Annotated in this window: 20 protein-coding genes; 14 read left to right on the top strand and 6 right to left on the bottom strand. The window is 50.6% G+C overall.

From position 1 onward, the window contains the following. Positions 1–332 precede the first annotated feature (332 nt). Together ACJJIW_RS18460 and ACJJIW_RS18455 are read left to right on the top strand one after the other, a co-directional pair. Entirely contained in the window at positions 333–728 is a 396-nt protein-coding gene (locus tag ACJJIW_RS18460; RefSeq protein ID WP_282932620.1) for a DUF3224 domain-containing protein, read from the top strand. A 190-nt stretch (positions 729–918) separates the two neighbouring features. Then, positions 919–1,413 carry a GNAT family N-acetyltransferase gene (locus ACJJIW_RS18455; RefSeq protein ID WP_444893737.1) on the top strand — a complete coding sequence of 165 codons (495 nt, stop codon included), beginning with the start codon at positions 919–921 and terminating at the stop codon, positions 1,411–1,413. Between the two features lie 118 nt (positions 1,414–1,531). Here the strand turns inward: ACJJIW_RS18455 and ACJJIW_RS18450 are convergent, their stop codons facing one another. Then, complete coding sequence (locus tag ACJJIW_RS18450) at positions 1,532–1,801, bottom strand: DUF1330 domain-containing protein (RefSeq protein WP_282932622.1); 270 nt, start codon at positions 1,799–1,801, stop codon at positions 1,532–1,534. Between the two features lie 379 nt (positions 1,802–2,180). Between ACJJIW_RS18450 and ACJJIW_RS18445 the strand changes: the two genes are divergently transcribed. Further along, positions 2,181–2,864, top strand: coding sequence for a hypothetical protein (locus ACJJIW_RS18445; protein ID WP_282932623.1), 684 nt, complete (start codon positions 2,181–2,183; stop codon positions 2,862–2,864). Positions 2,865–2,942: 78 nt separating this feature from the next. Here ACJJIW_RS18445 and ACJJIW_RS18440 read toward each other — a convergent pair whose 3' ends face one another. Next, positions 2,943–3,320 (bottom strand): hypothetical protein, encoded by a 378-nt coding sequence (locus ACJJIW_RS18440; protein WP_444893739.1) that lies wholly within the window; start codon positions 3,318–3,320, stop codon positions 2,943–2,945. Positions 3,321–4,004: 684 nt separating this feature from the next. Between ACJJIW_RS18440 and ACJJIW_RS18435 the strand changes: the two genes are divergently transcribed. Beyond that, entirely contained in the window at positions 4,005–5,966 is a 1,962-nt protein-coding gene (locus ACJJIW_RS18435; protein ID WP_444936013.1) for a GMC family oxidoreductase, read from the top strand. A 46-nt stretch (positions 5,967–6,012) separates the two neighbouring features. On the opposite strand, the gene asnS is transcribed toward ACJJIW_RS18435, so the two are convergent. From asnS to ACJJIW_RS18420, 3 genes are all read right to left on the bottom strand, one after another. Then, the gene (asnS, locus tag ACJJIW_RS18430) at positions 6,013–7,419 is read right to left on the bottom strand and encodes an asparagine--tRNA ligase (protein WP_444936012.1); all 1,407 of its coding nucleotides are present in this window, start codon (positions 7,417–7,419) and stop codon (positions 6,013–6,015) included. Positions 7,420–7,618: 199 nt separating this feature from the next. Beyond that, positions 7,619–8,092, bottom strand: coding sequence for a L,D-transpeptidase family protein (locus tag ACJJIW_RS18425; protein ID WP_444936011.1), 474 nt, complete (start codon positions 8,090–8,092; stop codon positions 7,619–7,621). Between the two features lie 173 nt (positions 8,093–8,265). Next, positions 8,266–8,562, bottom strand: coding sequence for a hypothetical protein (locus ACJJIW_RS18420; protein WP_282932628.1), 297 nt, complete (start codon positions 8,560–8,562; stop codon positions 8,266–8,268). Between the two features lie 263 nt (positions 8,563–8,825). Here ACJJIW_RS18420 and ACJJIW_RS18415 point away from each other — a divergent pair, with 263 nt between their 5' ends. The 5 genes from ACJJIW_RS18415 to ACJJIW_RS18395 all read left to right on the top strand — a co-directional run bounded on the left by ACJJIW_RS18415 (position 8,826) and on the right by ACJJIW_RS18395 (position 14,241). After that, positions 8,826–10,460, top strand: a complete 1,635-nt coding sequence (locus ACJJIW_RS18415) for an alpha/beta hydrolase (protein WP_444936010.1) — start codon at positions 8,826–8,828, stop codon at positions 10,458–10,460. Positions 10,461–10,511: 51 nt separating this feature from the next. Beyond that, a complete protein-coding gene (locus tag ACJJIW_RS18410; protein ID WP_444936009.1) occupies positions 10,512–11,753 on the top strand; it encodes a lipoprotein-releasing ABC transporter permease subunit in 1,242 nt (413 codons plus the stop codon). Between the two features lie 61 nt (positions 11,754–11,814). Beyond that, positions 11,815–12,567 carry a lipoprotein-releasing ABC transporter ATP-binding protein LolD gene (gene lolD, locus ACJJIW_RS18405; RefSeq protein WP_282932629.1) on the top strand — a complete coding sequence of 251 codons (753 nt, stop codon included), beginning with the start codon at positions 11,815–11,817 and terminating at the stop codon, positions 12,565–12,567. Beyond that, positions 12,560–13,819 (top strand): lipoprotein-releasing ABC transporter permease subunit, encoded by a 1,260-nt coding sequence (locus ACJJIW_RS18400; protein WP_444936008.1) that lies wholly within the window; start codon positions 12,560–12,562, stop codon positions 13,817–13,819. Before lolD ends, ACJJIW_RS18400 begins: the two co-directional genes overlap by 8 nt. A 50-nt stretch (positions 13,820–13,869) precedes the next feature. Next, the gene (locus ACJJIW_RS18395) at positions 13,870–14,241 is read left to right on the top strand and encodes a hypothetical protein (protein WP_444936007.1); all 372 of its coding nucleotides are present in this window, start codon (positions 13,870–13,872) and stop codon (positions 14,239–14,241) included. On the opposite strand, the gene ACJJIW_RS18390 is transcribed toward ACJJIW_RS18395, so the two are convergent. Continuing rightward, entirely contained in the window at positions 14,238–14,762 is a 525-nt protein-coding gene (locus ACJJIW_RS18390; protein WP_282932632.1) for a DUF2062 domain-containing protein, read from the bottom strand. The two genes, ACJJIW_RS18395 and ACJJIW_RS18390, sit on opposite strands and share 4 nt — an antisense overlap. 312 nt (positions 14,763–15,074) lie before the next feature. Between ACJJIW_RS18390 and ACJJIW_RS18385 the strand changes: the two genes are divergently transcribed. The 5 genes from ACJJIW_RS18385 to prpF all read left to right on the top strand — a co-directional run bounded on the left by ACJJIW_RS18385 (position 15,075) and on the right by prpF (position 21,758). Further along, positions 15,075–15,755, top strand: coding sequence for a GntR family transcriptional regulator (locus ACJJIW_RS18385; protein ID WP_282932633.1), 681 nt, complete (start codon positions 15,075–15,077; stop codon positions 15,753–15,755). Between the two features lie 3 nt (positions 15,756–15,758). Next, entirely contained in the window at positions 15,759–16,637 is an 879-nt protein-coding gene (gene prpB, locus ACJJIW_RS18380; protein WP_282932634.1) for a methylisocitrate lyase, read from the top strand. Between the two features lie 87 nt (positions 16,638–16,724). Beyond that, positions 16,725–17,852, top strand: coding sequence for a bifunctional 2-methylcitrate synthase/citrate synthase (gene prpC / locus ACJJIW_RS18375; RefSeq protein ID WP_282932635.1), 1,128 nt, complete (start codon positions 16,725–16,727; stop codon positions 17,850–17,852). Between the two features lie 126 nt (positions 17,853–17,978). Beyond that, entirely contained in the window at positions 17,979–20,576 is a 2,598-nt protein-coding gene (acnD, locus tag ACJJIW_RS18370) for a Fe/S-dependent 2-methylisocitrate dehydratase AcnD (RefSeq protein WP_444936006.1), read from the top strand. Positions 20,577–20,579: 3 nt separating this feature from the next. Then, a complete protein-coding gene (gene prpF / locus ACJJIW_RS18365) occupies positions 20,580–21,758 on the top strand; it encodes a 2-methylaconitate cis-trans isomerase PrpF (protein ID WP_444936005.1) in 1,179 nt (392 codons plus the stop codon). Positions 21,759–22,101 lie beyond the last annotated feature (343 nt).

Raw genomic sequence — 22,101 nt, 5'->3', positions numbered from 1 at the left:
GCCGTACGAGAAATCGTACGGCTTTCTTGATTGTGATTTTTGCTGGCGAGTTTGCGGGAAGTTGCAATCGTAAGTTCTTTATACTCCAGAGGCTACCCAAATACAAAGTAGGCTAAAAAGTAGACTTTTTGGGTGGTGATTGAACTGGTGATGCTTTCTTCCCCAACGAATCTTTACCATTCTCTCTATTTTTGCCCGGACACTGTTTTTATATACAGTAAAATCGATTAGATTATTGAATACAGACGCGCGACCCATGGTATCTCTATTATCGGTGCTAAGATTGGGTCGTAAAATTGTCGATGTCTTAACCATACTCACACGGAGCCAGTATGAAAATCTCAGGAAAGTTTGATGTCACTGTAAAGCCTATGGACCCTTATGCTAAGGGGATTGAGGGTTCAAATTTGGGGCGCATGTCTATCAATAAAATTTTCCATGGCGACCTTTCAGCTGAAAGTAAAGGTGAGATGCTCAGTGTTGTTACACCAGTCAAAGGCTCTGCGGGCTATGTAGCAATAGAGCAAGTGGTCGGCGCCTTGGGAGGTAAAAGGGGAACTTTTGTGCTGCAGCACTTTGGCACTATGAAAGAGGGTAAGGATCGACTTGTTTTAGAGGTTGTCCCTGATTCTGGCACAGGTGAACTTACCGGATTATCTGGAGAAATGAGCATTAAAGTTGAAGATGGGCAGCATTTATTTGACTTTGACTACGCCTTCAACAGGTAGCTTTCTCTGCGTCGCACCTTATTGGTTGTATAGAAAGGTGAGGGCTCGAGTTTTCGAGCCTGCAGGCCCTTCAAATCATTATGTTCAGCCCATTGAGAAGCGTCAAAGAGCTTCTGATTGAGTTGCTTTTACCCAATATTTACCTGCTTCCAGGTTGCCTCCTGTGGATTCCTCTAAAAGGGAAAATAATATGGTTAAACTTCGAGATTTGACTAAGCGCGATGAACCATTACTGGTTGAGTACTTAAATGACACATTAGTTTTGGAATATCTGTCCTCCAGAATACCCTACCCCTATACAGCAGAAGATGCTGCCTGGTGGGTAGAAGTTGGTAGTAAAGAGGTGGGAATTGTAAAAGCTATAGAGTGTGATGGTGTTTTGTGTGGAGTAATTAGCATGCATAAACAGGAATTTGAGCATTCACACTCTGGGGAAATAGGTTATTGGATTGCAAAAGAGTATTGGGGTAAGGGAATTGCAACAGAAGCTCTGATAAGGTTCTCAAGTGATATTTTTTCTTCTGGAAAAGTTGTCAGGCTTTTTGCCTCGGTTTTTTCTGGAAATGATGGTTCGGTGCGAGTTCTACAGAAAGCTGGTTTTGACTTGGAAGGCGTTTTGAATTGCTCCATTCAGAAGGGGAGTAAGTACTTTGATGAGCATATTTTTGCCAAGGTGAACCTTTAAGTGATTGATTTTATGATTGTGATATTAGTAGAGATAAGAGTAACCCGGATTGATTAAGTAAGACATATAACTATTGACATCCATTTTTCTTTGTTCAATCCGGGCATTCATAAATCAGTTAGAGCTTTTCTGTATACCAAATCTTTGGGGTTACGAGAACGCCAGCCTTTTTCCTTGCCTCCTGTAGCTCGTCGCTATTAACAAAATTAATAGCCTCTTCTTTTGAGGGGAATTCATGGATTACGGTTACATTGTGGTGATTATCAATTTCACGATATACGGATGTTGCAGTAGCTCCCATCTTCTCTAAGGTAGGCATAAACTCTTCCAGTACTCTGTGCCATTCATTGTAATCCTTGACATTTGCGTGCATAAATAGATGTATCATATGGATACCAGCTGGTCAGTGTATGGCGCGGATTTTGTATTCTCGTGAGTAGGTATAGTCCTTAGCCGTTTCAGGTCAAGTTCCAGGAGCTGTTTGTGATAAGTGGTTATGCCTAAAAAGCCTAATTTAGACTAGATAAATAAAGATTAGAAATAAAAGCCGGTTTTTTGATGTTATATCTGATAAAGAAGCTTCTAAAGGCGCTAATTGAATCATTGCTTGGCTTGTTCGATGTTATTGGTGATTTTTAAGTGCTTTTATTTGGTTGGTCCATTTTTGTATTTAAATTTATGTGAGGTCCAGTAAAAATAATGGGGTATTGCAACTTCTATACCCCTTGCCTACGAGAAATAGAGGTTTGAATGATTGGGAGAATATAATGGATTTAATAATTTCAATTCTAGGTCATGCATTAACTGCAATTGCAGCACTTATAGCTATCTATGGAAAGACATGGGATGAAAGTCGAGTTGGGATAAAAAGAATAACTCGGGTAGGGGGAGTGGCGGCAGGGGTGGCCGTTGTTGGTCTGGCACTTTCTGTTTTTCAAACAGTTGATAAGTATCAGGAAAAGGCGGCTTATAAAAATCATGCCCTGTCTAAGATAGAGAAAGGTTGGAGTAATCTATTTGTTCCATTTGAGGCTCTTCATTATCAGGTGACGGGTATGAAGCCGAAGAGGGGTGAGCATTTGGAGTTTGCAGAATTGGTGTTGAAGAAAAATTTGTTAACTAGCTTCGATAGAGTGGATTTTAAAGAGGTTCATCGTTTTCCCAAGTTTGGGACAGTTGGGAATATGGTTTGCTCGCAAACACTGTCGGGGATGGGGGTGGTTACCAAATATGTGGATGAATATTCAGATCATTTGGACTTGAAAATTAAAGCAGCTGTAGAGGAGCTGCAGTTAATGCCTGCGTTTTCTACACTAATACGATTTGGTGGATGTCCTGGTATTCGGGGGCGATCAATTAATGACCCTGATCGGTATCAGGGGCAATTTGACACTCCACAGATGAGAGCCTACATCAGGAAATTGATTGATTTTCAAAAATTAATAACCTGAAAGAAGTGTTCGCGTATCGTAGCAAAGCGGCAATTGTGTAGAATGCCGCTTTGCCAGAGACCGTAATCCGTATCACGATTAGACTGCTCGACCTTGTTTTTTGAAAATCGTGATGGCACTGATCGTGAGTTCCTTGACTAAAGCTTCAAATTTCTGCAGGGGCATATTTCTGGCAGGAGCGATATTAAATATGTGCTCGCTGATTTGAATGAATTTTAATCCTTTGGGTGGGTGAATGTGCGCAGGGAATCTGCATACCCAACCTGTTAGCGGTAGCTCATTAATGGCTTCTCTGTCGAGGGCCTGAATTCCCTTGCCATTTGCAATGATTACTTCGATATCATCTAAGTGGGTGATGTCAATGTTCTGTGGTTTTTGTTGGGGTGAATTGGGTTTTCTAAAGTTTTCGAGTTTTAAAAGTTCTTCGTAGGTGATATAGAGCTCTTTTCCAGACATTCTGATCTCCTTCTCACAGTCATCAGCTAAAACTTATGACCGATACTTCTAAGCGTTCTTGACTGAATCGGGTCGCTTTTTTTGGTGTCTATTAATCTAGTTGTTATTCCAGAAATCGCAATTAATTTTAGTGGTTGAATCATATAGATAGATTGATACTTTGGGCAATGTTTTAAGTTCTCAATAAGGGTGATAAGAATATTTTGCGACTTGTTGTGTAGAAAATTCACGAAAGCTGCGGATGTAAGTTGAGTTTGTTACTTGCTGTGCGGAGTAATTTATCGGTGGGTAGACTTACATCAATGCATAAAATCTTAAACTTCCCAACCATTGTTCAAATTTTTTCCATTTTTTTGTTCTACGGTGGTGTGGGGTGTTTTGTTTGATTTTTTTTCTCTATGAGATGCGTCCTTGAGTTTGTTTGTTTCCCTTCGCAATGGTTTGTCATTTTTGGATGCCTTTCGGGTGGTTGTTCTTTGGGTTCTCAAGGTGGAATGAGAGGGCTTTATTTGATTTGTATTTAAGAAGTTATATATCGATACGCTTATAGGCATGTGATGCATCCTTGTGTTGGTAATTAGGTTCAGCTTTAGCCTGAAGTAACCTTCGCAAGACACAATTACAAAAAGCCGGCATGCATAATGCTTCTCTCGGGTAGAACTTTATAAGAATGGATAAGGCACTATGGAAGAGAAGGATTCGATTGATAAGAGAGTTTCTAATAAAAAGATTAGCCGTAGAAATTTCACTAAAGGGGCGGTTCAATTAGGTATCGCTGCCAGCGCAGCTTCGACAGGGTTGGTTTCCGCTCTCTCAATGTTGAATCGGAATTTCTATGATCAATATGATTACGTGATTGTTGGGTCGGGTGCGGGTGGAGGGCCATTAGCGGTAAATTTAGCAAAGGCGGGATTTTCTGTTTTGGTGTTGGAAGCTGGTGCTGACGACCCCAGTGATGACACCCATAATATTCCAGCATGGCACCCCTTCGCGTCTGAAGACCCCAAATTGAGCTGGGACTTTTTTGTCAAGCATTATGCAGATATCAATCAGCAGCAACTGGACGAAAAATATGTTTCCGGGAAGGGAATCCTCTACCCACGTGCGAGTACTATCGGTGGTTGTACCACGCACCACGCACTGATTACGGTCTATCCACATAATAATGACTTTGACCGCATAGCTCGGGATACAGGGGATATCTCCTGGGATAGTGCAAATATGCGGCGATATTTTGAGCGATTAGAGCGTTGTGAATATGTGCCCCGCCCAATTTTCTCCAATCCATCTCGCCACGGTTTTGATGGTTGGCTGCCCACGAATCGCGGCAACCCCGCGTTATTGCTGGAAGACCCGGCGATCTTGAAAGTTGCGCAGGCTGCGCTGGCCAAGTATGGGCTCGAAGGGGCCCTGGAAAAAATTATCAGCGGCAATCTTCGCCTGGATATCAATCATTGGGACGTGGCCAGTGGCCAAGAAGGGCCTTTTATCGCCCCTATGGCAGCAGATAGTAGAAACCGCCGTACCAGTGTGCGCGAATACCTCTTAGATACTCAATCAATTTACCCAAACTTGCTTCATATTCGTACAGATTCACTGGCAACTCGTGTGTTGTTTGAGGGGAATACTGCTGTTGGGGTGGAGTTTTTAGAGGGGGCGAGCCTGTATAAGGCAGACCCTTACCATGACGAAAGTGGTACTGCCGGAGTCTTGAGGCAAGTGCGGGCAAATCGCGAGGTTATCTTGTCTGGAGGGGCCTTCAATAGCCCGCAACTTCTCAAGTTGTCGGGAATTGGTCCCGTCCATGAGCTCCGAGATCACGGCATAGAGCCCCTGGTAGATCTGCCTGGGGTAGGAGAGAACCTCCAGGATCGCTACGAGGTCGGAATTGTTAGTGAGATGAGTGAGGATCTTGCCCTTCTTAAAGATTGCACTTGGGGGGAGGGGAATGATCCCTGCTTAAATCGCTATCGCTATGGCTGGTTCAATCAGGGGCCCTATAGTGGAAATGGTCCGGTATTGTCTCTGGTCAAACGTTCCAAGCCGGAGCTGGAAGATCCCGACTTGTTTATTTTCGGAGTGCCCTCCGATTTCCACGGATACTTTCCCGGGTACTCCCAGGCGTTGCGGGACTACAAAGACCGTTTCTCCTGGATTGTACTGAAAGGCCATACGAACAATACCGCCGGACGTGTGACCCTGCAATCTGCTGATCCCAGGGACACGCCGGAGATCAACTTCCACTATTTCGGTGAAGGTAATGATGCTCTGGGAGAGGACCTTCAGGCAGTTGTTGAGGGGGTAAAAATTTCCAGGGATATTATGTCGGGCCCTATTGTGAGTAAGCAGGTCTCCAGGGAATTATTGCCCGGTAATGAGGTTCAGTCAGATCAGCAAATTGGCGATTTTGTTAAGAACCAAGCTTGGGGACATCACGCTTCCTGTTCCAATAAAATGGGGCCTGCCAGTGATCCTATGGCAGTTGTCGACAGTAAATTCCGGGTTCACGGCACCAATAATTTAAGGGTAGTGGATGCTTCGGTGTTCCCCCGAATCCCCGGTTTCTTCATTGTGGTGCCGGTCTATATGATCAGTGAAAAGGCGAGCGATGACATCATTGCTACAGCAACTGGGCTGAGCGCTTGAAGATTTGTATGTGAAATAAAAAGCCCCGCGTTGCGGGGCTTTTTATTTAGAACGAGATGTTCTTCGGTGTGCGCGGGAAGGGGATTACATCGCGGATGTTGCCCATGCCGGTCACGTAGGACACGATGCGATCAAAGCCCAGGCCAAAGCCCGCATGAGGCACGGTGCCGTAGCGGCGGAGGTCGCGGTACCAGTCCAGGTGTTCCTTGGGTACATTCATTTCATCCATACGCTCATCGAGCTTCTCCAAACGCTCTTCACGTTGGGCGCCGCCGATAATTTCGCCGATTCCCGGTGCCAGAACGTCCATTGCGGCAACAGTTTTACCATCGTCGTTCATGCGCATGTAGAAGGCTTTAATATCCTTCGGATAGTTCATCACGATAACTGGCTTTTTGAAGTGCTTCTCTGCCAGGTAACGCTCATGCTCAGAGGCCAGATCAATACCCCAGGATACGGGGAACTCGAACTTCTCTTTGCAGCTTTCCAGGATTTCAATCGCTTCGGAGTAGTTGATGCGGGCGAAATCGTTGTCGACGATATTTTCCAGGCGGCTGATAGCCTCCTTGTCGATGCGCTGGGCAAAGAAGGCCATATCATCGGCGCGCTCTTCCAGTACTGCTTTGAAAATGTACTTCAACATTTGCTCGGAGAGGTCGGCTACATCTGCCAGGTCTGCAAAGGCCACTTCCGGCTCAACCATCCAGAACTCTGCCAGGTGGCGAGTGGTATTGGAGTTTTCTGCACGGAAGGTGGGGCCGAAGGTGTACACCTTGGACATGGCCAGGCAGTAGCTCTCAACATTCAGCTGGCCGGATACAGTGAGGAAGCTCTCTTCGCCGAAGAAGTCCTTGCTGTAGTCCACCGCACCCTTATCTGTGCGCGGCAAGTTCTCCATATCCAGGGTACTGACCCGGAACATCTCGCCAGCACCTTCACAGTCAGAAGCGGTGAGAATTGGGGTGTGCACGTAGAGGAAGCCGTTCTCGTGATAAAAACGGTGAATCGCTTGGGCGATACAGTTACGTACGCGGGCTACGGCACCACTGACATTGGTGCGCGGGCGCAGGTGAGCGTGTTCGCGCAAGTGCTCCATAGTGTGGCGCTTGGGGGACATGGGATAGGTATCCGGGTCTTCCACCCAGCCGACAACCTGGACTTCGGTGGCGAGCAGTTCGATAGACTGTCCCTTGCCTTCGGATGGTTTGATGGTACCGAGGATATCTACCGCGCAGCCGGTAGTCAGGCGCTGCACTTCTGACTGGTAATTGTGCAGGTGATTCTCAGCAACCACCTGGATCGGATCAAAGCAGCTGCCATCGTGTACGGCCAGGAAAGAGAGGCCGGCTTTGGAGTCGCGGCGGGTTCTGATCCAGCCTTGAACGCGGACTTCTTCGCCCTCGCGACCGCTGCATTTCAATAGGCTATCTACGGATTCGACTTTTACTGTCATTTTCTATCGGTTTCTCATTAGTCCGGAAGGTGGTGTTCTGTCAGCTTGCCTAAAAGTTGACCACCCCACCAAGGTGAAGTTACGGCGGGCATATTGACTGGTTGTAGAGGGGAAATCCAGTCCCTTGGCTATCGGGCAGCTCTTCAAAATCTCCCTAAGGACTTTGAAGAGCTGTTATGGCCTCTATATTGGTGATGTCTCACCAGCGGATTGCAATGGGGGTGCCGATTTTTACGAGTGCCATAAACTCATCCATCTCGTCATTGGTAAGGGCAATACAACCATCAGTCCAGTTAAAACGTTGGGTGATTGGAGCGAGCCATCCGAGTCGATTGCGCTGGCCATGGACCATAATGAAGCCACCTGGCGAGACTCCCCGAGCCTCAGCTTGAGTGCGGTCTTCGGCATTGGGGTAGGAGATATGCATTGCCCGATAATAAGAGGAGTCTTCTTTTTTGTAGTCCAGCGTGTAGTGTCCCTCGGGGGTTTTTTCATCGCCTTCCTGCCGCTTGTGTCCTTGGGGGTGCCCGCCGAAGGCTACACGGTAGCTCTTTATAACCTTGTCGCCATCGAGCAAGTGCATTTTGTTTTCGGACTTAATCACTTCCACCAGGGTGACTTCAGCCTGGGCAATGGTGGTTAGTACAAAAAGCAGAATGGTGATATAGCGCACAGCTTGTAACTCCAGTTGGAGGTGGTTGCTTCAGGTTACTGTGATATAAATTTTCCGAATCAGCAAAAGGGCGGGGCTGAATTATCTTGCAGCTGCAGCTGCAGCTAGAGTGGGGTGCTTCACTTTGGGTGAGGCAGGCAGCTTCAGTTGAGCGCCTGCCAGAATGCGCTAGATCAGCCGCTGGGTTTTTTCACCGTGTGTAGGACGGTGTCCTGCTCAAAGAAAACGTAGAACTCGCCGTATTCCCAGCGCGTGATGGCGGGTTCGCCAATTGGCCCCTCAATACCAAGGGGTTCTCCCAGGCGTGAGGTCACATCATGTTTTTTAAGCCCACGGACTTCTTCAATGGTGAGCTCCCCACCCTGGGTGCCTACGGGTACTTCAATGGTTGTCGCCTGGGCGCCAAAAGTAAGAAGTAGTGCCATTGAGCCAGCGAGACAATTCAATCCGCTGCGGAGTCTGCTGAACATTTTTTATTCTCCGATGTAGATGTTCCATTAGCCGTCCCATTAAAACAGAATTTCCGCCAATGCTCCTGTTCTTCTTCACGTTTTGGCGTCAAGAATAGAAATAAATGCGCCTTTTGGGATGTTAGGTGCTACGAATTGACACCTATATTATTGCAGCGTTATTACATCGAATTTTGATGCGGCTGAACAGAAGACTACTTGGCTGGTTGTCTAGGCGCCTATGCTAGGCTGTTTATTATGCTTGGCTTGTCGAGCGGACAAGAATGAGGCTGGTTAATACCTTTTCAATTCTCGGCCTTCTTATTGGTTCCATCTGCTTTGCGCTCTCCCTTACGCCATCCCTTGTTCCTCGCAGTGACTTTATGCAAGGAATATTGGCCGGCGTAGCGTTCTTTGTTGGCTATGTCTTCGGGGTCATTCTTAGTTGGCTCTGGAAATATCTGGGTATTCCAAATCTGGCGGTTTCTCCATGGCAGAGGCGCTTATTTGATCGGAGCGTATTGGCTGTATGTCTCTTGGTTATCCTTTTATCTCTTTGGCAGGGAGTGAGGTGGCAGAACTCGATCCGTGCTCTTATGAGCATGGAGCGGGTGGGGTCCGTAGGACCGATTACTGTAGCTATGACTGCGCTCTTCATGTTCCTCGTGTTGTGGTGCTTAGGAAAAGGGTTTCAGCGAATAGTCCTCCTGGTGACTCGCTATGTGGAGCAGCATGTGCCGGAGCGAGTGGCGATGCTTGTGGGCGTGTTGGCGGCTGTGCTTCTTTACTGGGCTGTTTTTAATGGGGTGCTGTTGAAAGCAGGATTGCATGTGATTTCATCGACCTATCAGCGGCTAGATAATTCTTATGCACAAAGTATTCCCCCACCGGCGGACCCCAACCTTCCTGGCGGCGCCAATTCGCTGATCAAGTGGGATGACATTGGCAATCAGGGGCGCCGGTTTTTAACGCTGGGGCCGACAGTGGAAGAGATAAAAGAGGTAGCTGGTTCTGCAGTACAGCCTATCAGGGTTTTCGTTGGGCTTGATAGCGCTTCGACGCCCATGAAGCGCGCTCAGTTGGCGCTGGAGGAGTTAAAGCGGGTTGGTGCATTCCGGCGTGAGATCTTGTTAGTGGCAACTCCAACCGGCGCCGGCTGGGTTGATCCCGGTGCTGTAAATTCTTTTGAGTTTTTGTACCGCGGTAATACAGCTATTGTTGCAGCGCAGTACTCCTATTTATCCAGCCCAATAGCACTGATGGCGGATGATTCTGAGGGGCTCGAGTCGGCGCGAGCATTGTTTAAGGTCATCTATGATTATTGGGCTGAGTTGCCAGAAGATGAGCGGCCCCGAGTTTACTTGTTTGGCCTCAGTCTTGGCGCTCAACTTTCCGAAGACTCCTTCGATTTCTATGACGTTATCGATGATCCCATCGACGGGGCTCTATGGGCCGGGCCGCCCCTCGGGGTAGGTATTTGGAGCAAAATTGTAAGAAACCGAGATCCGGGCACTCCAGCTTGGCTCCCCGAGTTTAAAGGAGGGGAGGTGGTGCGTTTTGGTAATCAGTATGGGGGGTATATTGGCCGTGAGCCTTGGGGGGAGTTCAGGATTGCGTTTCTACAGCATGCCAGTGATCCCATTGTATTTTTCAGTGTGCGCTGGGTGCTGGAAAGGCCCGACTGGCTGGATCAGCCCAGAGGGCCGGATGTATCCCCAGATCTAGAGTGGTACCCATTGGTTACAGGCTTGCAGCTGCTGGCAGACTTAAATGTAGGGCTCGCTCCATTATCCTTTGGTCACCGGTATACCCCGTGGGGATATACCTTGGCATGGCTCGCCCTTACAGAGCCAGAGGAGTGGGATGAAGAGGCGTTGAAGCGCCTGAAGGCCCAGCTCAAGACCTACAACGTTCGGTAAACCTGTCTAAATCTTTGGATTTCCTGGCGTTTTTCCGTTTAAATCGACCCTATGTTAAAACCTGTTCCCCTATTTATTGGTCTGCGCTACGTGGCTGCCCGCCGCAGGCAGCAGTTTATTTCCTTTATCAATGGCTTTTCTCTACTGGGAATGGCCCTTGGTGTTTTTGCGTTGATTGTTGTCGCTTCTGTTATGAACGGCTTCGATCGTGAGCTTAAAACCCGAATACTAAGTGTTGTACCTCACGGCTTTGTCGAGCGGGAAGGCGGTCTTGCGGACTGGGAGACACCTGCACGGCAGTTGGAAGCTCAGCCACATGTCGAAGCGACCAGCCCTTTTGTGAATGGCTACGCCCTCTTGAGTGCCCACGGCAGCAGTCACGGTGCCCAGTTCCAGGGTGTGGAACCGCAAGCGCTGCGCAAGGTGTCTACCGTCGGTGAGCATATGGTGATGGGTAACCTGGATTTGCTCGAGCCCCGCAGCTACGGGGTGGTTCTGGGGCGAATCCTTGCCCATCAGCTCAATGTGATTCCCGGGGATTCGGTAATACTGACCCTGCCAGAAGTCAGCGTTACCCCCGCTGGTATATTCCCCAGAACAAAGCGTTTCACGGTTGCGGGTGTTTTCTCTGTGGGTGCGCAGGTGGATCAGAATGTCGCGCTGATCAATATTGAAGATGCTGCGCGCCTGACCCGGATGACGGGTAAGGTCCAGGGGCTGCAGTTGCGCTTTGACGATATGGACAATGCGTTGGGGCTTGTTTCTGTTTATGCAAATGAGCTGGGCGAAGGTTTTCAGGGTGAAGATTGGGGGGATTCCCAGGGAAGTCTTTTCCAGGCAGTTAAAATGGAAAAGACCGTTGTCACGTTGATGCTGATGATCATTGTCGCCGTGGCCGCATTCAATATTGTCTCCGCATTAGTACTGATGGTTGCGGATAAGCGCTCCGATATTGCAGTGTTGCGGACATTGGGGCTCACCTCCCGCCAGATTATGGCGGTGTTTGTGATTCAGGGGAGTGCCATTGGCATTATCGGCGCTTTTGCCGGTGCTGTTTTAGGCATCGTGATAGCGATGAACCTGACTGAAATGGTGACCTGGATTGAGTCGGTGGTAGGCGCCAAGATATTTGACCCCCGTGTTTTCTTTGTTAGTTACCTGCCTTCTGAATTCCGTGTCGGCGATGCAGTGGTGGTGCTAACGGCGGCAATTTGTATGAGCCTGTTGGCAACGATATTTCCTGCCTGGCGAGCGGCACAGATTGAGCCGGCGGAAGCTTTGCGTTACGAATAATTTATATAAGTCGGCCTGTTTTGGTGTGATTTATAGATGTTGAGAGACAGCGAATAGTTTGATGAACAGTCGAGTGGAAATAGATACGGAAAAAGCGCAGCCAGCTCCGGCCCCGGATGGTGCTGTTTTGGCTTGTCGGCAATTGCGCAAACATTATCGCCAGGGAGGCCGGGACCTGGAGGTTCTGAGTGGTGTTGAGCTTGAGGTAAAGCGGGGCGAGAAATTGGCCATCGTCGGCGCTTCCGGCTCTGGTAAATCGACACTGCTCAACTTGCTTGGTGGTCTCGATACCCCAAGCTCCGGTGAGGTCTGGGTTGCGGGTAAGAATCTCGCTGAACTCAACGCCAATGAGCGGGGCTGGTTGAGAAATAGCAGTCTCGGTTTTGTATACCAGTTTCACCATTTGCTTAACGAGTTTTCCGCCCTGGAAAATGTCGCCATGCCATTACTGATAGGTAAGCGTTCAGTTGCCGAAGCTCGCAAAGAGGCAGAGGCGATGCTCACGGCGGTAGGCCTGGGTGAACGCATGGGGCACAAGCCATCACAGCTTTCTGGCGGTGAACGGCAACGGGTGGCCATTGCCCGGGCACTGGTGACAAGGCCTGCCTGTGTTTTGATGGATGAGCCCACCGGCAATCTGGATCGGGCTACGGCGGCAGAGATCCATAAATTGATGGATCGCTTGAATCAGGAGATGGGAATTAGCTTTGTGATTGTTACCCATGACCCGGATCTGGCGGCAGCCCTGGATCGCTGTCTGCATCTGATCGATGGGCGGCTGACTGCTGACTGGCACCAGGGTGATCATGTTTAAGCCTCTTCCCGCCTATATTGGGCTTCGCTATGCCGGTGCCCAGCGCAGAAATGACGATTCGGCCGGTTTGGTCTCATTCATTTCCGGTTTATCGATGATTGGTTTGATCCTCGGTGTTGCCTTGATGATTGTGGTGATGTCGGTGATGAATGGTTTTGACCGGGAGTTGCGCGAGCGAATCCTGGGAATCATGCCCCATGTCACTATTTACAACGGGAGCCCTGATGTGGATTGGGCCCAGTTGCGCCAACAATTGGTTTCCGACCCTGCGGTTCTCTCCGCGGCAGAAGTGTGGCAGGTCAATGCGCTTGCCAGGCGTGGGGCTGAAGTGACGCCGCTGTTGGTGCAGGGGGTCAACCCGGAGACAATTACCGAAGTCTCCAATATCGGGGACTTCCTTGAATCCTCATCCTTCGATGCCTTGCTGGACCCATCTGAACCGGGTGTGGTTCTGGGTAAAGGGCTCGCTGAGAAGTTGGGGGTTGAGGCGGGTGATTACCTTTCCCTGATTGTACCAAATAACGATAGTGCCACCGGTGCACGCAAGGCAGCCAGGGTTGCTGGATTTAAAGTGGCGCAGGTTTTTCACTCTGGCACTGTATTGGATCAATCTCTCGCCCTGGTTGCCTGGCAGCAGGCCAGGACTCTGGCTGGAGGTAGCGGTGGGGCAGGGGTCCAGTTACGGGTCAATGAAATGCTCGAGGCCAACTGGATTATGCGGCGTCTTCTGCAAGACTTGCCTCGGGGCAATTTCTACGGTACTGATTGGAGCCGAACCCACGGCAATCTCTACCAGGCTATTCAAATGTCCCGCAACCTGGTGGGGTTACTGGTTTTCCTGATTATTGCGATTGCCGCTTTTAATGTGGTTTCCACTTTGGTAATGGTGGTCATCGATAAGCATGCTGATATCGCCATCCTCCGCACTATGGGTGCCAGTACCCGGCAGATTTTGCTGACTTTTGTGAGTCAGGGGGCGTTGGTCGGGCTTGTGGGGGCTGTAGTTGGCGGTGCGTTGGGGGTGTTAGGCTCCCTGACGGTGACCAAATTGGTAGCGGGGCTGGAATCAATGCTCGGCATTCAGTTCCTAAAGTCTGATGTCTATCCCGTGGATTATTTGCCGTCCCAGTTGGTATGGGCAGACGTGGCACTGGTTGTGGCGGCGGGCTTTCTGCTTAGCTTGCTGGCAACTTTGTATCCGGCCTTTAAGGCCAGTCGGGTTCAGCCGGCAGCGGCCTTGCGCAATGAGTAACTCGGGCTGGGCTTTTGGGTAGGGTCTCAATTTTCAGAAGATATCTGCCGGTGCCCGCCGCAATTTTGGCTTGGGTGCTGGCTGCCTGTTTTACCTTGATGCTGGATGGGCGGTACCTAAGGGTTTTTTGTCCGCCAGGCATGCGTAGTGGTTCAGTTTGCTACGCAGAGGGGTGGGGGATCTGGCCCATTTGGATTGTTTCACTGGGAGCGGTACTTTCAGCATTTATGGTGGTGTGGGCGGCAGCGTTGGCTGCGGCTACCGCCAAAATTAAGGTGGCCCGCAAGGCTTTATTTGTTGGAGCTATTGCAGCTCTGGTGCTAGGTGCTCTTACCGAGTATTACCTGCAGGCATTGCTGGCAATTGCCTCAGGGGCTTTTGCCTGTTGGTGCCTGCAGAGGGGTTACAGTGGGAAAAGTTAACTGACCGCTGATCGCCTTTGGATTCGCAATTTCCATCTTTTCACAACGTGCCAGCGCCAGAGGGCACGCATGACAAAATAGGCCACTGTCGCAAAGAATGCCCCGGCAATCAGAGAGCCGGTAAATAGTGGCAGCCAGATCTTCCCGACTTCACTAGTCAACCATTCCCACGACAGTTCGATGCTGAAATCCACCGGTGGCGCCCCTAGAACCCAGGCGCCGAGCTTGTAAGTGCTAAAGAAAATAGCCGGCATGGTGATTGGGTTGCTGATCCATACAAGAATCATTGACAAAGGTAGATTGCAGCGCAGCCAAAGTGCGAGCAGGGCGGCAATAACCATTTGCCCTGGCAAAGGGAGGAAGCTGGTAAATACGCCAACCGCAAATGCGACCGAGACTGAGTGTCGGTTCAAATGAAAAAGGTTGGGGTCGTGGAGAAGAGTCCCCAGAAATTTGAGGCCATTGTTGGCTCTAACTTCTTCGGGGCTTGGCAGCCATCGCCTGATAATACTCTTCGGCATAACTCTGTCTGTAACCTGGGTGGTGGCAGCCTAAAACAAGCGCTGTTCCGAGGCCTGGATATTCTATCTGTGGGATTTTCCCTAAGCCCCAAATAAAGCATAGAGCGCTCGCGTTAGTCGAACAGGCTCATCTGGCGCGGGCGCTATTATGCCCACTTAAACATGGCAAGACTACTGCTCTGTTGAAAGTCACCTATTTTGCCCTATTGTCAACAATCCTTAATGTTTAATCGTAGATGCCTGCAGTTGACGAGAGAATGCTGGTGATTTAATGTCATGCCCCATTAAGATTGTCGACAATCCAGGTCTTGCATGACTGTAGTTGGTACTGCCGGTTCAGCTTCAGAGGAACGCCAAAGCCTTGCTGAACGCTTATTTCTGACTTTGCGCGCTGAAATTGTGGAGGGGCAAATTGCCTCTGGCAGCAAAATTAGCGAGCCGGAACTGGCGCGCCGCTTTAATGCCAGTCGCGGGAGTTTGCGCGAAGCCGTGATGCGCCTGGAGTCTTTGGGGCTGCTGGAACGCAAGGTCAATGTCGGAGCCCGGGTTGTAGAGTTAAGTGAGCGCGGCTTACTGGAACTCTATGAAGTTCGCGAAGCCCTTGAGGGCATGGCTTGCCGTCTAGCAGCGGAACAGCGCACCGAGGAAGACCTGGTCGAGCTGCGCCAAATGCTCTATCACCATGAGCAGCAGGAAGAGCTGCAGGCCGGTAAGGCGTACTTCCAGCCGGAAGGGGATTTTGATTTTCATTTCCGTATCGTGCAGGCATCAAAGAATGATCTTCTGATCGATACCCTGTGCAATCGACTTTATTACCGTGTTCGTATGTATCGCTACCAGTTGGGGATGGCCAGTCCCCGGGCCCAACGGGCTTTCCGCGAGCACAACCATATTATTGAGGCCATTGAGGCTGGGGATGGTGAGCTGGCGGAGCTGTTAATGCGCCGGCATATCCGCGCCTCGAGAATAAACATTGAAAAGAAACTGAGGTAGAGCATGAGCCAAAAGCCTTCTGCTGGCGCGCGTTTCCGCGCTGCACTCGCCGAGAATCAACCGCTGCAAGTGGTTGGTACCATCAACGCCTATTCCGCCATTATGGCCGAACGTATTGGTCACAAGGCGATTTACCTGTCTGGCGCCGGTGTTGCCAACGCCTCCTACGGTCTGCCGGACTTGGGTATGACCAGTCTCGATAATGTACTGGAGGATGTGCGCCGCATAACTGCTGCCAGTGAGTTGCCGCTTTTAGTGGATATCGATACTGGTTGGGGCGGCGCTTTCAACATTTCCCGCACCGTTAAAGAGATGATCCGCGCAGGTGCCGCTGCGGTACACATCGAAGATCAGGTAGCGCAGAAGCGCTGTGGCCATCGCCCGAATAAAGAGATTGTTTCCAAGCAGGAGATGGTCGACCGTATCAAAGCGGCGGTAGATGCCCGTACTGATGACGATTTCTTTGTAATGGCTCGCACCGATGCCTTTGCACAGGAAGGGCTCGATGCAGCTATTGAACGCGCCCAGGCTTGTATTGAGGCTGGCGCTGACGGCATTTTCGCGGAAGCGGTTACTGAACTTGAGCACTACCGTGCCTTTAAAGACGCACTAAATGTGCCGATTTTGGCGAATATTACCGAATTTGGTAAAACCAAGCTGTATAACGCCAAAGATTTGGGCGAAGCGGGCGCAGATATCGTACTGTATCCACTGTCGGCGTTCCGTGCGATGAACCGCGCGGCGGAAAATGTTTATACCAGCATCCTGCAAAATGGCGATCAGCAAGCGGTTGTCGACACCATGCAGACCCGTGAGGAGCTGTACGATTACCTGAATTACCACGAGTTTGAGCAGAAGCTGGACGACCTTTTCACAAAGTAGGGACAAGCTGCCCGGTGCGAAAGCCGGGCGCTGCGCTTTCAATTGGATGAACACAGCAAATGTGTATACAACAGGGGAAATAAGAAGATGGTAGAGAAAGCATTGGGCGGTGCTGGTCTGCGCGGCCAGGTAGCAGGTAAAACTGCACTTTCTACAGTGGGCAAATCCGGTTCCGGCCTGACTTACCGCGGTTACGATATTAAGGATCTGGCCCAGCACTGTGAGTTTGAAGAAGTGGCCTACCTGATTTTCTATGGGGAATTACCCACTGAGGGAGAGCTGGCGGAATACAAGGCGCTGCTGAAAGCCAAGCGTGGCCTGCCGCAGGCATTAAAAGAAGTGCTTGAGCGCATTCCGGCTGATGCCCATCCTATGGATGTAATGCGCACCGGTTGTTCCATGTTGGGTAACCTGGAAGGTGAAGAATCTTTCGCCCAGCAGTTGGATAAAGCCAATCGCCTGCTGGCCGCATTCCCCTCCATAATCTGCTATTGGTATCGTTTCACCCACGACAATGTGCGCATCGAAACTGAAACCGATGATGACAGCATTGGCGGCCACTTCCTGCATATGCTGCGCGATGAGAAGCCCAATGAACTGCACGAGCAGGTCATGAACGTTTCCCTGATTCTGTATGCAGAGCACGAATTTAACGCGTCTACTTTTACCGCTCGCGTTTGTGCTTCCACTTTGTCCGATCTGTTCAGCTGCATCACCGGTGCTATCGGCACCCTGCGTGGTCCTCTGCATGGTGGTGCCAACGAAGCGGCAATGGAACTGATCGAGCGTTTCGCCAATCCCGACGAAGCAGAGAAAGAACTGTTGGGCATGCTGGAGCGCAAAGAGAAGATTATGGGTTTCGGCCACGCCATTTACCGCGAGTCCGACCCGCGCAATGAGATTATCAAAGGCTGGTCTGAAAAGTTGGCTGAAGATGTTGGTGATACCGTGCTGTACCCGGTATCTGTTCGCTGTGAAGAAGTGATGTGGCGCGAGAAAAAATTGTTCTGTAATGCAGACTTCTTCCACGCTTCCGCTTATCACTTTATGGGTATTCCCACAAAGTTGTTTACCCCGATTTTTGTAATGTCCCGGGTTACCGGCTGGGCTGCACATGTATTCGAGCAGCGCGCTGATAACCGCATTATTCGCCCGAGTGCGGAGTACGTAGGTGTTGAGCCCCGTACAGTAACTCCAATCGCTGAGCGCGGTTAATTTTCATTTCACTTTTGAAATGAGGCACACCCGGTGTGCCGGCTCCAGGTTGCCTTTGGTGAGTGGCCTGGAGCCACCCTCAGAAGAGATACGATTTTAAAAAAAGATTCGACTGATTTACCTGCTATGAATACTGATTACCGCAAATCACTGCCCGGTACAGACCTCGATTATTTCGATACCCGAGCCGCTGTTGACGCGATCCAGCCCGGAGCCTATGCCAAACTGCCGTATACCTCACGTATTCTGGCGGAAAACCTGGTGCGTCGCTGCGAGCCGGCAAAACTGACCGACTCCCTGAAACAGATTATTGAGCGTAAGCGCGAGTTGGACTTCCCTTGGTTTCCAGCCCGAGTGGTGTGCCACGACATCCTCGGCCAAACTGCGCTGGTAGACCTGGCCGGTCTGCGCGATGCCATTGCCAATAAAGGCGGTGATCCCGCCAAGGTAAATCCAGTTGTTCCCACCCAGTTGATTGTGGATCACTCCCTCGCGGTAGAGCACCCCGGATTTGAGAAGGATGCTTTTGAAAAAAATCGTGCGGTAGAGGAGCGTCGTAACGAAGATCGCTTCCACTTTATCAACTGGACCAAAACCGCATTTGAAAACGTCGATGTGATTCCCCCCGGTAACGGCATCATGCACCAGATCAATCTGGAGAAAATGTCTCCGGTGGTGCAGGTGCGCGAGGGCGTGGCCTTCCCGGATACCTGTGTCGGTACCGACAGCCACACGCCGATGGTAGACGCTCTGGGTGTGATTTCTGTGGGTGTTGGCGGCCTGGAAGCTGAGAGCGTGATGCTTGGCCGCGCCTCTTATATGCGTCTGCCGCATATTGTTGGAGTGGAGCTCACCGGAAAGTTGCAGCCGGGTATTACTGGTACCGACTTGGTATTGGCTCTCACTGAATTCCTGCGTCGCGAGCGCGTGGTTGGAGCCTACCTGGAGTTTTACGGTGAGGGGGCTTCCAACCTGACCCTGGGCGATCGCGCCACTATTTCCAATATGACTCCAGAGTATGGCGCTACTGCGGCCATGTTCTCTATCGATGAGCAAACCATCGACTATCTCAAACTCACCGGCCGCGATGATGAGCAGGTAGCTTTGGTAGAGAAGTTTGCCAAGGAAACGGGCCTTTGGTTCGACACCTTGAAGGATGCCGAATACGAGCGCGTACTGAAGTTTGACCTGGACACAGTGGGTCGCAACCTTGCTGGCCCCTCCAACCCCCACGCGCTGCTGCCGGCTTCGGAACTGGCCAATCGCGGTATCGCTAAAGCCTGGGAAGAGAAAGCCGGTGAGATGCCCGATGGTGCTGTGATTATTGCCGCGATTACCAGCTGCACCAATACCAGTAACCCGCGCAATATGATTGCCGCAGGCCTGATTGCCCGCAATGCGAACAAGCTCGGCCTGACCCGCAAACCCTGGGTGAAATCCTCTCTGGCTCCAGGCTCCAAAACGGTAAAAATGTATCTGGAAGAGGCCGACCTGCTACCGGATCTGGAGCAGATGGGCTTCGGCGTAGTGGCTTTCGCCTGCACCACCTGTAACGGTATGAGCGGTGCCCTGGACCCGAAAATTCAGCAGGAAGTGATCGATCGCGACCTGTATGCTACTGCGGTCCTGTCCGGAAACCGCAACTTCGACGGTCGTATCCACCCCTATGCCAAGCAGGCTTTCCTGGCTTCACCGCCACTGGTCGTTGCCTACGCTATTGCCGGCACCATTCGGTTCGATATTGAAAAAGATGCGCTGGGATACGATGCCGATGGCAACCCGATTACCTTGAAAGATATCTGGCCCAGCGACGAAGAGATTGATGCGATCGTACGTCAGAGCGTGAAGCCACAGCAGTTCCGCGATGTGTATATTCCCATGTTCGAAGAGCGGGATGCCGCAGAAGAGCAGGGCCACGCACTCTACGACTGGCGCCCGATGAGCACCTATATCCGCCGGCCACCTTACTGGGAAGGTGCCCTGGCGGGCGAGCGCAGCTTGAAGGGCATGCGCCCGCTGGCGGTGCTGGGTGACAATATCACTACTGACCACTTGTCTCCGTCCAATGCCATTCTGGCCAGCAGTGCTGCCGGTGAATACCTGGCGAAAATGGGATTGCCGGAGGAGGACTTTAACTCCTACGCGACCCACCGTGGCGACCACCTCACTGCCCAGCGTGCAACTTTCGCCAACCCGAAGCTACTCAACGAAATGGTGCGCGATGATAATGGCGAGGTCCGTCAGGGCTCCCTGGCTCGAGTCGAACCGGAAGGGCAGGTTACCCGTATGTGGGAAGCCATCGAGACCTATATGGATCGGAAGCAGCCTCTGATTATCATTGCAGGTGCTGATTACGGGCAGGGCTCTTCTCGTGACTGGGCTGCGAAAGGTGTGCGCCTTGCCGGTGTGGAAGCGATTGTTGCCGAAGGCTTCGAGCGAATTCATCGCACCAACCTGATCGGTATGGGTGTATTGCCGTTGGAGTTTAAGCCGGGCACTACCCGTGAAACCCTGGGTGTCGATGGTACCGAGAGTTTCGACGTAATCGGTGAGCGCACTCCCCATGCCACGCTGACCTTGCTTATCCACCGTGCTAATGGTGAGACGATTGAGGCTCCTGTTACATGTCGTCTGGATACCGCAGAAGAGGTTTCCATTTATGAGGCTGGGGGTGTTTTGCAGCGCTTTGCTAAAGACTTCCTCGAAGCAGAAGCGACGGCCTGAGTTATGAAGTTTGCTCCTCAAGTAAAAACCCCCGCGACTTATATGCGCGGGGGAACTAGCAAGGGCGTTTTCTTCCGCCTGCAAGATTTGCCCGAAGTTGCGCAGGTGCCGGGGCAGGCCCGTGATAACCTGCTGCTGCGTGTGATTGGTAGTCCAGACCCCTACGGTAAGCAAACCGACGGTATGGGTGGCGCTACTTCAAGCACCAGCAAAACGGTAATCTTGTCGCCCAGCGATAAAACCGATCACGATGTGAACTACCTGTTTGGCCAGGTTTCCATCGATAAGCCGTTTGTTGATTGGAGTGGTAACTGCGGCAATCTCACCGCCGCCGTGGGTGCCTTTGCGATTAATAGCGGTTTTGTAGAGCCCGACAGAGTGCCAGAAAATGGCATCTGCACCGTGCGCATCTGGCAGGCCAATATTGGCAAGACCATTGTTGCCCATGTACCTATGACCAATGGTGAAGTTCAGGAAACCGGGGACTTTGAGCTAGACGGAGTAACTTTTCCGGCGGCTGAAGTGGAAGTGGAATTTATGGACCCCGCCGATGGTGAGGGTGCCATGTTTCCTACCGGTAATCTGGTCGATGATCTGGAAGTGCCCGATGTAGGTGTGCTCAAGGCCACCATGATCAATGCTGGCATTCCGACGATTTTCGTCAATGCAGAAGATATTGGCTACACCGGCACTGAATTGCAGGATGCCATTAACGGTGACAGCAAAGCACTGGCGATGTTTGAGAGCATTCGCGTTCACGGTGCGGTAAAGATGGGATTGGTTTCTACCATTGAAGAAGCTGCCAATCGCCATCATACCCCTAAGGTTGCTTTTGTCGCTAAACCGCAGGATTACGCTGCATCCAGTGGCAAGGCAGTAGCATCTTCCGAGGTCGACCTCCTCGTGCGCGCTTTATCTATGGGCAAGTTGCACCACGCCATGATGGGCACGGCAGCGGTAGCCATTGGCACCGCCGCAGCGATCCCTGGGACTTTGGTCAACCTTGCTGCCGGCGGGGGTGAGCGCAACTCCGTTTGTTTTGGTCACCCATCAGGCACCTTGCGTGTGGGTGCTGAAGCCAAAGAGGTCAAAGGGCAGTGGACTGCTATCAAGGCTGTTATGAGTCGCAGCGCTCGAATCCTAATGGAGGGTTGGGTGCGAATACCTGGCGATAGCTTTTAGGACTTTAGTGATTTCTTTATAGGGGGCCTTTGGGCCCCTTTTTATTTTCCTTCTCTAAAAATTGATTAGGAATCGGTTTTAAATTTTTACTCCAGTCAAATTTTATATTCCGCATATATTTAGCTTTATAGGAAAATATAAGTTTCAGGTATTCTGACAGCAACTTTTCTTTCGGTTCTCCTATGTTTTCAGGTAGTTTTTTATCTCAGAAAAAGCTGTATTTTTATCATTGTGAGACAGGGCTTGCCTTAATAGTCACATCTAGGTCTGTTTAGATATAGCCTTTATTGCTCAGCGTACGTATATTTAAGGCCTGCTGTTGGGATGCGAGGCGTTGGGTAAG

The organism is Microbulbifer maximicatervae (SeqCode), from assembly GCF_052467815.1.
The sequence above is the reverse complement of the archived record's forward strand: the minus strand, read 5'-3'. Positions and strand labels throughout refer to the sequence as shown.

Bases quoted from the DNA above. Each gene is read 5' to 3' on its own strand.
- ACJJIW_RS18460 (WP_282932620.1), top strand. From the start codon at position 333: ATGAAAATCTCAGGAAAGTTTGATGTCACTGTAAAGCCTATGGACCCT.
- ACJJIW_RS18455 (WP_444893737.1), top strand. From the start codon at position 919: ATGGTTAAACTTCGAGATTTGACTAAGCGCGATGAACCATTACTGGTT.
- ACJJIW_RS18450 (WP_282932622.1), bottom strand. From the start codon at position 1,801: ATGATACATCTATTTATGCACGCAAATGTCAAGGATTACAATGAATGG.
- ACJJIW_RS18445 (WP_282932623.1), top strand. From the start codon at position 2,181: ATGGATTTAATAATTTCAATTCTAGGTCATGCATTAACTGCAATTGCA.
- ACJJIW_RS18440 (WP_444893739.1), bottom strand. From the start codon at position 3,320: ATGTCTGGAAAAGAGCTCTATATCACCTACGAAGAACTTTTAAAACTC.
- ACJJIW_RS18435 (WP_444936013.1), top strand. From the start codon at position 4,005: ATGGAAGAGAAGGATTCGATTGATAAGAGAGTTTCTAATAAAAAGATT.
- asnS (WP_444936012.1), bottom strand. From the start codon at position 7,419: ATGACAGTAAAAGTCGAATCCGTAGATAGCCTATTGAAATGCAGCGGT.
- ACJJIW_RS18420 (WP_282932628.1), bottom strand. From the start codon at position 8,562: ATGTTCAGCAGACTCCGCAGCGGATTGAATTGTCTCGCTGGCTCAATG.
- ACJJIW_RS18415 (WP_444936010.1), top strand. From the start codon at position 8,826: ATGAGGCTGGTTAATACCTTTTCAATTCTCGGCCTTCTTATTGGTTCC.
- ACJJIW_RS18410 (WP_444936009.1), top strand. From the start codon at position 10,512: ATGTTAAAACCTGTTCCCCTATTTATTGGTCTGCGCTACGTGGCTGCC.
- lolD (WP_282932629.1), top strand. From the start codon at position 11,815: ATGAACAGTCGAGTGGAAATAGATACGGAAAAAGCGCAGCCAGCTCCG.
- ACJJIW_RS18400 (WP_444936008.1), top strand. From the start codon at position 12,560: ATGTTTAAGCCTCTTCCCGCCTATATTGGGCTTCGCTATGCCGGTGCC.
- ACJJIW_RS18390 (WP_282932632.1), bottom strand. From the start codon at position 14,762: ATGCCGAAGAGTATTATCAGGCGATGGCTGCCAAGCCCCGAAGAAGTT.
- ACJJIW_RS18385 (WP_282932633.1), top strand. From the start codon at position 15,075: ATGACTGTAGTTGGTACTGCCGGTTCAGCTTCAGAGGAACGCCAAAGC.
- prpB (WP_282932634.1), top strand. From the start codon at position 15,759: ATGAGCCAAAAGCCTTCTGCTGGCGCGCGTTTCCGCGCTGCACTCGCC.
- prpC (WP_282932635.1), top strand. From the start codon at position 16,725: ATGGTAGAGAAAGCATTGGGCGGTGCTGGTCTGCGCGGCCAGGTAGCA.
- acnD (WP_444936006.1), top strand. From the start codon at position 17,979: ATGAATACTGATTACCGCAAATCACTGCCCGGTACAGACCTCGATTAT.
- prpF (WP_444936005.1), top strand. From the start codon at position 20,580: ATGAAGTTTGCTCCTCAAGTAAAAACCCCCGCGACTTATATGCGCGGG.